Below are 12,951 nucleotides of genomic sequence, written 5' to 3' on the forward strand. Positions count from 1 at the left end.
TTCTTCTCCTTAGCTGCAGCCGCTTGTCGCGCCACAGGTGTTGCATTTCATGCAGGTGCCGTTGCGCACCAGCGTGTAGTTTCCGCAATCGCCGCAGGGGTCTCCCTCATAGCCCTGCATCTTTGCCTTGGACCGTGCGTCCATCGAAAGAGTTGCGACAGGTGCAGCTGCCGGCGTGGCCACCGTTGCGGCGGAGGCGCTGGATGCCACGTCTGATACGCCCGCGCTAGCGGTTTCCGGCACAAGCGTGTTCAATTTTTGGATAGGATCGCCCATTTCCGGCGAGGTCCCGCCGCCGCCGTTCAGAACCACAAGTTCCTGTGGCAGGCGCTTGCGCAGATACCCCGTAGAGGAGATCTGTTTCAGCACTTCCAGAGACCGGCTTGCGGCCGATTCTGACAGCTCTGAGAGGTTTGATACGCCTTCCTCTTCGCCGCGGCCCATATCGTCAAAGCTGGTGCCTTGAGGCTTGATGTGGGCCAGGTCGGTGCGGTCGAGATAGGACACGGCCAGCTCGCGGAAGATATAATCCAGGATCGAGGTTGCGTTCTTGATGCTGTCGTTGCCCTGCACCATGCCTGCAGGCTCAAATTTGGTGAAGGTGAACGCATCGACAAACTCTTCCAGCGGTACGCCGTATTGCAGGCCCACGGAGACCGCGATGGCAAAGTTGTTCATCATCGCGCGGAAGCCTGCGCCTTCCTTGTGCATGTCGATGAAGATTTCGCCCAGCGAGCCGTCGGAGTATTCGCCGGTTCGCAGATAGACCTTGTGGCCGCCCACAACCGCTTTCTGGGTGTAGCCTTTGCGGCGCTCGGGCATCTTCTCCCGACCGCGAGCCACTTCTTTGAGCACGATCTTCTCGACGATTTTTTCGGCCAGCACCTGTGCTTTTTCAGGCACCGAGCCGGATTCGAGCACTTCGGCGGCTTCGTCATCATCTTCCACCAGCGCAGCGGCCAGCGGCTGGGACAGTTTGGAGCCGTCGCGATAGAGCGCATTGGCTTTGATGCCGAGAGACCAGGAGAGCTCATAAGCCTTCTGGCAGTCTTCGATGGTGGCATCATTTGGCATGTTGATCGTCTTGGAGATCGCGCCGGAAATGAAGCTTTGCGCGGCGGCCATCATGGTGATGTGGCTGTCTACGGAGAGGTAGCGCTTGCCTTTCTTGCCGCATGGGTTGGCGCAGTCAAAGATCGCATAGTGCTCTTCTTTGAGATGCGGGGCGCCCTCAAGGGTCATGGTGCCGCAAACATGGTCATTGGCGGCCTCAATGTCGGCTTTGGTGAAGCCGAGGTGGGCGAGCAGCTCAAACGACGGATCGTTGAGTTTCTCCGCCGGAATGCCAAGCGCATTGGTGCAGAACTCTTCGCCCAGCGTCCACTGGTTGAAGACAAAGCGGATGTCGAATGCAGAGCCAAGCGCCGCTTCGATCTTGTCGATCTCATTGGTGGTGAACCCATGGCCGATGAGAGAAGTGTGGTTGATGCCCGGCGCGTTGCCGATGGAGCCGTGGCCCACCGCGTAAGAGACAATCTCTTCGATCTGGGCGGAGGAATAGCCAAGCTTTTCCAGAGCGCCAGGAACGGAGCGGTTGATGATCTTGAAGTAACCGCCGCCTGCGAGTTTCTTGAACTTCACCAGCGCAAAGTCAGGCTCGATCCCGGTGGTGTCGCAATCCATCACCAGGCCAATGGTGCCGGTGGGGGCAATCACGGAGGTCTGCGCGTTGCGGAAGCCGTTTTTCTCGCCAAGCATCAGCGCTTCGTCCCAGCTGGACTGCGCAAGCGCGACCAGCATCGGATCCGGGCAGTTGGCGGTGTCGAGTGCCACCGGTTTGACCGCGAGACCTTCGTAGCCTTCGGTTTTGCCGTAGGCGGCGCGGCGGTGATTGCGGATCACGCGCAGCATGTGCTGGCTGTTGCGGGCATAGCCGTCAAAGGCGCCCAGCTCACCCGCCATCTCGGCGGAGGTGGCATAAGAAATGCCGGTCATGATTGCGGTGAGGGCACCGGCCATCGCGCGGCCTTCGGTGCTGTCATAGCCCAGCCCCATGTTCATCAGCAGGCCGCCAATGTTGGCATAGCCCAGACCCAGCGTGCGGAAATCATAGCTGAGCTGCGCAATTTCCTTGGACGGGAACTGCGCCATGGTCACGGAGATTTCCAGCGTCACCGTCCAGAGGCGGGTGGCGTGGATGTAGTCTTCTGCCTGAAACTGGCCGTCCTTGAGGAAGGTCAGCAGGTTCATGGAGGCCAGGTTACAGGCCGTGTCATCCAGGAACATATATTCAGAGCAGGGGTTGGAGCCGCGAATCTCGCCGTCCTCGGGGCAGGTGTGCCACGCATTCACGGTGTCGTGGTACTGGATGCCCGGATCGGCACAGGCCCATGCGGCGTGGCCCACATCTTCCCAAAGCTTGCGTGCTTTGATGGTTTTGGCGACCTCGCCGTCGGTGCGGCGGATCAATTCCCAATCGTCGTCATTCTCGACCGCCTTGAGGAAGGCGTCGGTGACACGGATCGAGTTGTTGGAGTTCTGGCCCGACACGGAGGCATAGGCCTCAGAATCCCAGTCGGTGTCATAGGTTGGAAATTCGATGCTGGCGTAGCCCTGTTTGGCATAATCCAGCACGCGCTTGATGTAAGTCTCAGGTATCATGACGCTTTTGGCGTCACGTACCGCAGCTTTCAGAGCCGGATTGACCTTGGCGTCATAGGCGTCTGCCTCTGCACCATCCCAGGAGCCGATTGCTGCAAAAATGGCGTTGAGCTTCTGCTCATGCATCTTGGAGCCAGCCACGATGGAGGCAACCTTCTGCTCCTCTTTGACCTTCCAGTTGATGTATTCTTCGATGTCCGGGTGGTCCGCATCCACGATCACCATCTTGGCTGCGCGCCGCGTGGTGCCGCCGGATTTGATTGCGCCAGCAGCGCGGTCACCGATCTTCAGAAAGCCCATGAGGCCGGAGGATTTCCCGCCGCCGGAGAGAGATTCGCCTTCTGCGCGCAGCGAGGAGAAGTTGGTGCCGGTGCCGGAGCCGTATTTGAAGAGGCGTGCCTCGCGCACCCAGAGGTCCATGATGCCGCCATCACCCACCAGATCATCGGCCACGGACTGAATGAAGCAGGCGTGGGGCTGTGGGTGCTCGTAGGCGGATTTGGATTTGGTCAGCTTGCCGGTTTTATAGTCCACATAGTAGTGACCCTGGCTTGGCCCATCGATGCCGTAGGCCCAGTGCAGGCCGGTGTTGAACCACTGTGGAGAGTTCGGCGCTGCGCGCTGGGTTGCGAGCATGAAGCGCATTTCGTCGAAGTAGGCGCGGGCGTCTTCCTCAGAGGAGAAGTAGCCGCCTTTCCAGCCCCAATAGGTCCACGCACCGGCGAGGCGATCAAAAACCTGCTTGGCGCTGGTTTCGCCGCCTAGTTGTACGTCATCATTTGCAGGCACAGAGCGCCACAGGAACTCAGGCACATCCTTTTCGCGCACTTTGCGCAGCTTCGCGGGCACGCCGGCTTTGCGGAAATATTTCTGGGCGATCACATCGGAGGCCACCTGAGACCAGCTGGCAGGAACTTCAACATTGTCGAGGCGAAACACGATGGTGCCATCCGGGTTGCGGATTTCCGATTCGGTGGTCACGAAGTTGAGGTCCGCGTATGCGTCCTGTCCGGTCTTGGTGAAACGCCGTTGAATTTTCATGCCCTGCCTCGTTCCCAGTTCCAAATTAACCCCGACACATCACCTGTGCCCTTGCCCTCAGCGGCCTAAAAACATGCGGTTTGGACCACCGGACGGGGTCTCACTTCGAAAGGCAAAAGGAACCGGGATGCGCACCACACAATATCTGGTGTCGCTAAAGGCCTTAATTGGCGCTGATTTCCGAATTGTCCCTGCCGCCCCTCGCGCCACAACATGTAGTGTGTTTTCTTGGCTGCCCCCACAAACTGGCGTAAATTTACATAGAGGGTCAACGAATTTATTTACAAAAAAGTAGGATTTTCTCTGTTGACCGAATGCGGGCGAGAGGCGGTTTTTGGCCTGCCTACGATTCCTCCACAGAAGGTTAATAGAAGGTTAAAATTGGCTGGCGCCGGTAACCATCTGAAAATCCTTCATGAATCACAAGATCGTGATCTGAGAGCTTGTATTTCTCACTAGATGTTGTGTTGACCTGCGCGGAAATGGCAAAAATGTAGAAATTTTTGCCGATCTGCCCGGATCTGCTCCGCTGGACCTTACGTCAACCAAAAACAGGCCGTCCGAAGGCAGCCTGTTTGATCAAAACTTCAGCGCTGAGGATTTAGGCAGCGGTATTTTTGTTGGCCGGCTTGCGAGTCTGAGGCTCAGAGTTTGCGTCAATGAACTCCAGAACCAGCGGGCGGATGTTGTTGCGCCAGCTCTTGCCGGCAAAGATGCCGTAGTGCCCTGCGTCAGGCTCGACGTGGCTGGCCTTCTTGCTGTCTGGCAGTCCAGTGCACAGATCGAGCGCTGCCACACATTGGCCCGGCGCGGTGATGTCGTCTTTCGCGCCCTCAACGGTCTTGATCGCGACGGTGGTGATTTTGCCCACATCCACAGGGCGGCCTTTCACCATAAAGGTGTTTTTGGCGATTTCGTTGTTTTTGAAGATTCGCTCTACGGTAGAGAGGTAGAACTCTGCGGTCATATCCATCACCGCGAGGTATTCATCATAGAATCGGTTGTGCTGATCGTGGTCGGAGGCTTCGCCGCGGGTCACGCGCATGATCTGGTCGGTGAAGGCCTTGGAGTGGCGCTCCGCATTCATGGACATGAAGGAATGAAGCTGCAGCAGGCCCGGATAGACCATGCGCCCCACGCCGGGATATTTGAAGCCGACACGCTGGATCATGGTTTCCTTAAGCTGGCCCATAGTCACGCGGTGGCCGAAGTCTGTGACCTCAGTGGCTGCGGCCTCGGTATCAATCGGCCCGCCGATCAGCGTCAGGGAGCGGGGCTGGGCCTTTGGATCTTCTCCGGCCAGATAGGCGGTCGCGGCCAACGTCAGCGGCGCGGGCTGGCAGACGGCCATCACATGGATGTCCGGGCCGAGGTGTTTCATAAAATCGACAAGGTAGAGGGTGTAATCCTCAACATCAAACTTGCCTTCGCTGACCGGGATGTCACGCGCGTTATGCCAATCGGTTATATAGACTTCGCAATCGGAAATGAGGCTTTTGACGGTCGAGCGCAGCAGGGTGGCGTAGTGGCCGGACATGGGCGCGACCAGCAGCACCTTGCGTTTCATCGGCGCGCGGCCGGAGACGTCAAAATGGATCAGATCGCCAAAGGGACGCTCAACCAAAGTGTTGATGTTGACGATATGGTCCTTGCCGTCCTCACAAGTGAAGCTGTCGATGCCCCAGTCAGGCTTCACAACCATCCGCTGGAATGTGCGCTCTGTGACTTCGCCCCAGGCCCGCATCCATTGCAGGGCCGGATTGGGAACCAATGCCATCGCAGGGTAGGAGGCCATGGCCGAAGCAGTTGCGCCGAGCCATTGGTTGGTATTGCGCATGGTTTCCATAAGATCATACGTGGCCATGTACCGCATGTGTGTATTCCTTACCTTGGGGTATCCAGTAACTTGTTTCCCCATTAGTATTACAGGGGCGGATATTTTTATGCTGCGTAGCAGCGAGAATAGGACGAATGGGTTAATATGACAACAAATGAGACTGAAGCAGGTGAAAAAATGGATCGCCTGAACGCCAACCTCGCAAAAGTTGAGGCGTTGTCATTAAAGCTCGCGGACATCATGAGCCGCCATAAACCCCTGAGAAATGAACTGAACAGCCCGGAACCCGAAGTCTTTCTGAATGCCGCAAGCGCCTATTGGCAAGGTATGTTGGATAATCCGGGCAAAGTGCTCGAAAACCAGCTCGATCTCTGGAGCAAATCGGTCAAAGGCTTTGTTGATGCCCAGAATATGATGCTGAAGGGGCAGTTTGCTGCTCCGCAGGACGACACGCCCACTGATCGCCGATTCTCCCATCCTCTGTGGAAGAGCCACCCCTATTTCAACTTGCTCAAACAGCAATACATGCGCAATGCGCAGGCCATTCAGACTGCGGTGTCTGAATTGGAGGGGCTTGCCCCTAAAGATAAGCAACGCATCGACTACTTCTCCCAGCAGATCATAGATATGATGTCGCCGACCAATTTTCTGGGCACCAATCCGGAAGCGCTGGAGCGTGCGGTGGAGACGGAAGGCCAGAGCCTTGTGGACGGGCTGGAGAATCTGATCTCGGATCTGGATGCCAACAACGGCGAGTTGCTGGTGAAGCTTGCGGATGAAAGCGCCTTTGAAATTGGCGGCAACATCGCTACGGCGCCGGGCAAGGTGGTGTACCGCTGCCGCATGTATGAGCTGCTGCAGTTCTCACCCAGCACCGAGACGGTATATGAAACACCGCTGGTGATCTTCCCGCCGTGGATCAACAAATACTATATCCTCGATCTCAAAGAGCAGAACAGCCTGATCCGCTGGGCCGTGGCGCAGGGCTACACGGTGTTTGTGGTCAGCTGGGTCAATCCGGACCGGTCTTTGGCGGATGTGGGGCTTGATGACTACATCGAGGAGGGGTTCCTTGATGCGATTGCACAGGTCAAAGAGATCACCGCGCAGCCTCAGGTGAATGTGGTTGGCTACTGTATTGCCGGCACTACCATGCATCTGACCCTGTCTCTGATGAAACAGCGCGGCGATGAGTCGGTGAAATCTGCCACGTTCTTCACCACGCTGACGGATTTTGGCGATCAGGGCGAATTCACACCTTTCCTTCAGGATGACTTCATCGACGGGATTGATGAGGAAATTGAGGAAGAGGGCGTGCTACGGTCGTTCATCATGCAGCGCACCTTCAGCTTTCTGCGTTCAAATGACCTGATTTATACGCCTGCGATCAAAAGCTACATGATGGGGGAGGCCCCGCCTGCATTTGATCTGTTGTTCTGGAACGGGGATGGTTCTGGCCTTCCAGGCAAGATGGCGCATCAGTATTTGCGTGATCTGTGCCAGTCCAACAAGTTTGTTGGCGAAGGTCTTGAGCTGTGCGGCGAGACGCTGAAGATTTCCGATGTGGACATTCCGACGTGTTCGGTGACCTGTGAAACCGATCACATTGCACGTTGGAAAGATTGCTATCACGGCTACCAGCAGACCAAGAGCCGCTCCAAAACCTTCATCGTGTCCCAGTCCGGCCATATCGCCGGGATTGTGAACCCGCCGAGCAAAAAGAAGTACGGCCACTACACCAACAGCAAGCTGAGTTTGTCCGCGGATGAGTGGATGGAGGAGGCCACGTTCCACGAAGGCTCATGGTGGCCGCGGTGGGACACATGGTTGTCAAAGAAATCTGGCAAACAGGTGGAGGCGCGGGTTCCAGGAACAGGCACGCATCCTGCGATCTGCGACGCGCCTGGCGAATATGTCCGGAAAAAAGCATTGAAATAATAGCGGCTTAATAGGTTTTTGCTGCAATGCAGCAAAAAATTCTTGAAATGCCGCAATGCAGTATACATATTGTTTTCAGAGACTAGACGCGCAGCCCTGATCATCTGTTTCTTCCTTGGGCTGTTATTCAATTAAGGAACTGAAAAATGGCTAAAGCAGCACAGGACGTAACTGCAATGTTCAAAGACGTGATGGGCTCCTTCCCAGTTGATACCTCGGCTTTTGAAGATGCGTTCAAAAACACCGCAGCGCTGAACGAGAAACTCGCCGCTGTGGCGCTTGGTGCAGCAGAGAAGTCTTCTGAGATTTCTTCCAAATGGACCAAAGACACTCTGACAAAGCTGGGCGACATGTCCAAAGCCAAAGCAGAGCCGGCCGATTACGCCAAAGCGCTGACCGATTTTGCTTCCGCACAGGCCGAAGTTGCTTCTGAAAACATGGCCGCTTTTGCAGAAGTTGCGAAAAAAGTTCAGATGGAAACCGTCGAGTTGTTGATGTCTGCGGGCAAGGAAGCCAGCGAAGAGGCGACCGCAGCTGTCAAAAAAGCCACCTCTGAGGTGACTGCCGCTGCGAAAAAAGCGACAGCAAAATAAAAACTACGCAAATCTCGCGCTTCTCCTCCTCCCCGATGCGCGGTTTGCAAGGGCAGGCTTCAGGCCTGCCCTTTCTTTTTGTTCTGCAGTCGCATAGGCTTTTTTCTGCACTGCATGAATATTGGGGAGATGGACGTGGGTGACGATAAAAAACCATTGCTGATCAAGCGCTATGCGAGCCGCCGGCTCTACAACACCGAAACCAGCGACTACGTGACGCTTGAAGATATCGCCGGATTTATCCGATCCGGGCGCGAAGTTCAGATCGTGGATCTGAAAAGCGGCGACGACCTGACGCGGCAGTATCTGTTGCAAATCATTGCCGAGCATGAGAGCCGCGGCGAGAATGTTTTGCCGGTGAATGTGCTCAACGATCTGGTGCGGGCCTATACTACGCAAGCAACCTCCATGGTGCCGCAATTCCTGCAGACATCTTTTGAGATGCTGCGTGAAGGGCAAGAAAAAGTCATGGAGAGCATGGGCGGCGGCATGAAGATGCCTGGGCTTGAGGCGATGCAGGCGCAACAGGAAGCTTTCATGAAAGCGATGACCGGCGGCATGGCCTGGCCGGGCAGCTCCTCACCAGCGCCGGAAGCGGACGCGGAAAGCGGCGAGGGCGAAGATCTGGACGCGATCAAACGTCAGCTGGCGGATTTGCAGGACAAGCTGTCCAAACTGAAGTGACGCGGGCGATTCTGTCGACCCAAATCGCCTGGATTATTTTGTGCGCATGATGTGAGTTGTGCGCACATATTGTATGTGAATGTGGAATTCCCTGTTGTTTTGAGCGGTCGCTTGTTAAGCTTTTGCTGTCGAGCAGACCAATGAGGGACCAAAATGGCCAAATCCACCACAGGGACAAGCACACGCAAACGCACCACAACGCGGGCGAAAGCCACGACCAAAACCCGTGCACGCAGCACCTCCACCCGCAAAACCAGCACCAGCCTGCGCGAGGCCCCCAAGGGCGCCAAGGCGATTGCCGAAGAGGCTGTGGCACCGGTTGTTGAGGAAGCCGGCGCTGCGGAAGAAGCGGAGGCGTTTCGCAAGCGGGATCTGATCGAAGCGGTGGTGATGCGCTCAGGCGTGAAAAAGCGTGATGTGAAACCTGCTGTTGAGGCGGCGCTGGCGATTTTGGGGGAAACCCTGGCGCAGGGGCAGGGACTTAACCTGCCGGAATTGGGCAAAGTGAAAATCCAGAATCAGAAGTCGGTTGGCGATGTGCAGGTGCTGAATCTCCGTCTGCGGCGCAAGCTTGCGGATGCGGATACAGAGACCAAGTCCGGGGATGCAGAAAGTGACAAAGAGGGCCTTGCGGAGGCCGCGGAGTGAGGATAGAAGCCGCGTCACCGGGTGATTAGCTCAGTGGTAGAGCGCTTCGTTCACATCGAAGATGTCAGGAGTTCAAATCTCTTATCACCCACCATTCTTCCAAGCGGGCGCTCCCCTAAACGGGGTGAGCGCCCGTTTTTATTTATAAATCTCATCTCCTTGCGCGGCGGGCCCGTGCGGGGCTAGGCTCCGCCAAAAGGTGCGATGTGCGCCGTACGAGGCAGCAGATGACAGAGTTTCCGGCAATTTGGTTTTTGCGCCATGGGCAAACCACGTGGAATGCAGTGCGGCGGGTTCAGGGGCAGCTGGAAAGCGATCTGACGGAGCTGGGAAGGGCGCAGGCGGGTCAGCAGGCCGATTTGATCGCGCCGATTCTGAAAGCGCACCAACCGCACTGCCTTGTGTCTCCATTGCGCAGGACACAGCAAACCGCAGCGATTGCGCTGGGTGGGCATCCGATGGTGAGCGATGCAAGATTGGCTGAGGCGCAGGCCGGTGTCTTTCAGGGCATGACCATGGATGAGATCGACGCGCGCTATCCGGAAATCTATGGGGCGAATCCCAAAGCGCTGGATCTTTTCTGCGCAGCGCCGGAAGGGGAGGGCTATGCCGCCTTTGAGGCGCGGGTGCGTGCGGTGTTGGCAAACTTGGACCGGCCGACGGTGATGGTGGGGCATGGATTGTGGGGGCAGGTGCTGCGCGGGCTGATCTGCGGGCTGAGCCACGCAGAGACGGCGGCACTGCCGAATTTACAGGGCTGCGTCTATGAGCTGAAAGGCGGCCGGGAACGGGTTTTACAGGTCGAGTGAAAATTTCTGGAGATTTTCTCAAATCCCCTCTTGCGCTCCCCCGCGGTATTCTCTAAATCCGCCCTCACCGGGTCGTTAGCTCAGTTGGTAGAGCGCTTCGTTTACACCGAAGATGTCGGGAGTTCGAGCCTCTCACGACCCACCATTCTCCTTCAGAATGTAGCTCTACCGGACGCCAGACGGTGTCTCTGATCTTTGGCTTTTGCTACCTCTTGTTTCTTCCTCACTGCTGCACCGTTTGATCTTTGGAATCGCGCTCCGCCTTTCTTTCGTCGCGTGGGCGGGTTGGCTGATTCCTCACGCGGGTCGCGAGTCGCGCAGGTGGGCTATCAGATGCTTCGCCGCGGAGTTCTTTGAAGGACCGTGGTGGAGTGAGACGGGGCGTTTGAGGATCTGTTCGGGCTGGAAACTGCCTCGGGGGAGGGGGCTTGAACCCGTCATGTCCTACGCGAGGGGCCTCCAAGACAAAAGCGGCCCCAGAGGGCCGCTTTAAGGGGTGAAACACGTCTTGGCTCTGAATTAGCCTGCGACGATTGGGGAGCAGATCAGCGCGCCGGTTTCGGTGCTCTGCAGCTCATAGCCACCTGGGCAGCTTGCGTCGCCTGCTTTGTCAAAGCTTGGCTGTACAGTGATCGGGGCCGGCTCTTCTTGTTGGCCACAAGCTGCAAGGGTCAGGCCGGCGATGCAAAGGGCAGCATAAATCGGTTTCATTTTGTTTTGTCCTTCAAAAAGCAATTGAATCGAGTGCGCCTATCTAATCACAAAACCGTCATTGCTCAAAGCGAACCCGACGTCGTGCATAACGGAAAAAATACGGGTTGGCAGGGGCTTGTGAAATTTCTTCGATTTTCGTGCGGATATCCGCTTGACGCGCCTAAGCGCTCAGCATAAACCCCACCACACGCTGAGGGGCACACGCCAAACAGCGAGCAGCGAGCGGTTGTAGCTCAGTTGGTTAGAGTACCGGCCTGTCACGCCGGGGGTCGCGGGTTCGAGCCCCGTCAACCGCGCCACCGCTGCCAGCCCCGACCTTGGGTGCCTTCGGGTAAAGGGTCATGCCGAAAGGCGAAGATATATGCGCGGTTGTAGCTCAGTTGGTTAGAGTACCGGCCTGTCACGCCGGGGGTCGCGGGTTCGAGCCCCGTCAACCGCGCCACTTCTTCCTCCCTTAAAAGTTGGTTGATTTGGTCGCTTATAAGCGCGCATTATCTGCGCCTTGTTGCGCCGTTTTTAGCCCGCCACAGAAAAAACGCGCCCAAGGGGCGCGTTTCTGATTCTTGCATGTTTCTAGTGTCTTATCGTGTGAGCGCTTCAAGGATTCGCGCCCAGGAGCGGGTGCCTTTGTGAAAGCTCTCCACATCATATTTTTCGTTGGGCGAGTGGATCTGGTCGTCATCCCGGCCAAAGCCGATCAGCATCGAATCCATGTCGAGAATCTCTTTGAAGTAGCCTGCGATCGGAATCGAGCCGCCACAGCCCACATAAGCGGCAGGGCGGGGCCATTCGTCGCTCAGTGCGCTGCGGGCTTTTTCAAACGCCGGATCGTCAATGGACATATGGGAGGCGCCAGAGCCTTTCTCGGTGCGATACTCCACGGTGAAGCCTTCGGGCAGATTGCTCTCCAGATAGCTGCGGAAGGCCGCGCGGATTTTGTCCGGATCTTGGTGGCCGACCAGACGGAACGACAGCTTTGCAGAGGCCTGTGAGGGCAGAACCGTTTTAAAGCCATCGCCGGTGTAGCCGCCCCAGATGCCATTCACATCACATGTCGGGCGGGACCAGATTTGCTCCAGCGGTGTGCGGTCCTGCTCGCCAGCAGGCGCCTTAAGGCCCACATCGCCGAGATAGGTGGCGTGGTCAAAGTTCAGCCCCTGCCATTGCGCGCGGATGTCGTCAGGCAGTTCGGGCACATCGTCATAAAAGCCATCAAGCGTCACAGCGCCGGTTTCATCATGCAGACCTGCGAGGATTTTGTTCAGCACGCGGATCGGGTTCATCGCGATGCCGCCGTACATGCCGGAATGCAGGTCGCGCGACGGGCCGGTGATGGTGAAGTCTTCCCCCAAGAGACCCCGCAGCATGGTGGTGATCGCAGGCACGGCGCTTTCAAACAAGCCTGTGTCACAGATCAGGGCGATGTCACAGCTCAGCTCCTCAGCGTTTTCCTTGAGGAAGGGCACAAGGCTTGGAGACCCTGATTCTTCTTCGCCCTCAAACAGGAACGTGATTTTGCAGGGCAGGGCGCCATGCTCTGCGATCCATGCGCGGCAGGCTTCCACGAAGGTCATCAGCTGACCTTTGTCATCAGAGGCGCCGCGGGCGCGGATCACTTGGCCTGCGTCAGTGTCTTCAAGAGCTGGATCAAATGGATCGCGGTCCCAGAGCTCCAGCGGGTCCACCGGCTGTACATCGTAATGGCCATAAAACAGAATGTGGGGGCTGTCTTCGCTGGGGCCGTCCACATGGCCCACCACCATTGGATGGCCTGTGGTCATGCGCTTTTCTGCTGCGATGCCAAGGCTTTGCAGATCTTTCACCAGCCAGTCGGCGGCCGCTTCGACATCCGCGTCAAAAGCCGGATCGGTTGAGATCGACTTGATGCGCAGCAAATCGAACAAACGCTCGATGGCCTCAGGCATATTTGCGTCAATCCGGGAGAGGACTGGATCAAGTGTCATGGGAACTCCTTTTCTATGCGCCACGGGTGCAGCGATTTGCGCAAACCGTAACATTCGAATCT

9 protein-coding genes and 4 tRNA genes are annotated in these 12,951 nt (G+C 56.9%); 9 read left to right on the forward strand and 4 right to left on the reverse strand.

The features are described from left to right. Positions 1-9 precede the first annotated feature (9 nt). Positions 10-3,702 (reverse strand): vitamin B12-dependent ribonucleotide reductase, encoded by a 3,693-nt coding sequence (locus tag J7399_RS14255; protein WP_209087047.1) that lies wholly within the window; start codon positions 3,700-3,702, stop codon positions 10-12. 601 nt (positions 3,703-4,303) lie between these two features. After that, entirely contained in the window at positions 4,304-5,575 is a 1,272-nt protein-coding gene (phaZ, locus tag J7399_RS14260) for a polyhydroxyalkanoate depolymerase (RefSeq protein ID WP_209087048.1), read from the reverse strand. A gap of 108 nt (positions 5,576-5,683) precedes the next feature. Between phaZ and phaC the strand changes: the two genes are divergently transcribed. The 7 genes from phaC to J7399_RS14295 all read left to right on the forward strand — a co-directional run bounded on the left by phaC (position 5,684) and on the right by J7399_RS14295 (position 10,356). After that, the gene (phaC, locus tag J7399_RS14265; RefSeq protein WP_209087050.1) at positions 5,684-7,477 is read left to right on the forward strand and encodes a class I poly(R)-hydroxyalkanoic acid synthase; all 1,794 of its coding nucleotides are present in this window, start codon (positions 5,684-5,686) and stop codon (positions 7,475-7,477) included. 146 nt (positions 7,478-7,623) lie between these two features. Next, positions 7,624-8,070: a phasin, PhaP gene (locus J7399_RS14270; protein ID WP_209079306.1), complete on the forward strand. Its 447-nt coding sequence runs from the start codon at positions 7,624-7,626 to the stop codon at positions 8,068-8,070. Between the two features lie 135 nt (positions 8,071-8,205). Then, a complete protein-coding gene (gene phaR, locus J7399_RS14275) occupies positions 8,206-8,754 on the forward strand; it encodes a polyhydroxyalkanoate synthesis repressor PhaR (protein ID WP_209079305.1) in 549 nt (182 codons plus the stop codon). A gap of 153 nt (positions 8,755-8,907) precedes the next feature. Continuing rightward, entirely contained in the window at positions 8,908-9,402 is a 495-nt protein-coding gene (locus J7399_RS14280) for an HU family DNA-binding protein (protein ID WP_209079304.1), read from the forward strand. A 19-nt stretch (positions 9,403-9,421) separates the two neighbouring features. Beyond that, positions 9,422-9,496 (forward strand) — tRNA-Val (locus tag J7399_RS14285). 133 nt (positions 9,497-9,629) lie between these two features. After that, positions 9,630-10,211 carry a histidine phosphatase family protein gene (locus J7399_RS14290; protein ID WP_209079303.1) on the forward strand — a complete coding sequence of 194 codons (582 nt, stop codon included), beginning with the start codon at positions 9,630-9,632 and terminating at the stop codon, positions 10,209-10,211. A gap of 69 nt (positions 10,212-10,280) precedes the next feature. Then, positions 10,281-10,356 (forward strand) — tRNA-Val (locus J7399_RS14295). A 374-nt stretch (positions 10,357-10,730) separates the two neighbouring features. On the opposite strand, the gene J7399_RS14300 is transcribed toward J7399_RS14295, so the two are convergent. Continuing rightward, complete coding sequence (locus J7399_RS14300) at positions 10,731-10,922, reverse strand: hypothetical protein (RefSeq protein WP_209063537.1); 192 nt, start codon at positions 10,920-10,922, stop codon at positions 10,731-10,733. Between the two features lie 225 nt (positions 10,923-11,147). Between J7399_RS14300 and J7399_RS14305 the strand changes: the two genes are divergently transcribed. After that, positions 11,148-11,224 (forward strand) — tRNA-Asp (locus J7399_RS14305). Positions 11,225-11,290: 66 nt separating this feature from the next. Continuing rightward, positions 11,291-11,367: transfer RNA gene (locus J7399_RS14310), tRNA-Asp, on the forward strand. Positions 11,368-11,506: 139 nt separating this feature from the next. On the opposite strand, the gene J7399_RS14315 is transcribed toward J7399_RS14310, so the two are convergent. After that, positions 11,507-12,889 carry a M20/M25/M40 family metallo-hydrolase gene (locus J7399_RS14315; RefSeq protein ID WP_209087052.1) on the reverse strand — a complete coding sequence of 461 codons (1,383 nt, stop codon included), beginning with the start codon at positions 12,887-12,889 and terminating at the stop codon, positions 11,507-11,509. Between the last annotated feature and the right edge of the window lie 62 nt (positions 12,890-12,951).

It is taken from the genome of Shimia sp. R9_1, assembly GCF_017743775.1.
In the GTDB taxonomy this organism is placed as follows: domain Bacteria; phylum Pseudomonadota; class Alphaproteobacteria; order Rhodobacterales; family Rhodobacteraceae; genus Shimia.

Bases quoted from the DNA above. Each gene is read 5' to 3' on its own strand.
- J7399_RS14255 (WP_209087047.1), bottom strand. From the start codon at position 3,702: ATGAAAATTCAACGGCGTTTCACCAAGACCGGACAGGACGCATACGCG.
- phaZ (WP_209087048.1), bottom strand. From the start codon at position 5,575: ATGCGGTACATGGCCACGTATGATCTTATGGAAACCATGCGCAATACC.
- phaC (WP_209087050.1), top strand. From the start codon at position 5,684: ATGACAACAAATGAGACTGAAGCAGGTGAAAAAATGGATCGCCTGAAC.
- J7399_RS14270 (WP_209079306.1), top strand. From the start codon at position 7,624: ATGGCTAAAGCAGCACAGGACGTAACTGCAATGTTCAAAGACGTGATG.
- J7399_RS14280 (WP_209079304.1), top strand. From the start codon at position 8,908: ATGGCCAAATCCACCACAGGGACAAGCACACGCAAACGCACCACAACG.
- J7399_RS14290 (WP_209079303.1), top strand. From the start codon at position 9,630: ATGACAGAGTTTCCGGCAATTTGGTTTTTGCGCCATGGGCAAACCACG.
- J7399_RS14300 (WP_209063537.1), bottom strand. From the start codon at position 10,922: ATGAAACCGATTTATGCTGCCCTTTGCATCGCCGGCCTGACCCTTGCA.
- J7399_RS14315 (WP_209087052.1), bottom strand. From the start codon at position 12,889: ATGACACTTGATCCAGTCCTCTCCCGGATTGACGCAAATATGCCTGAG.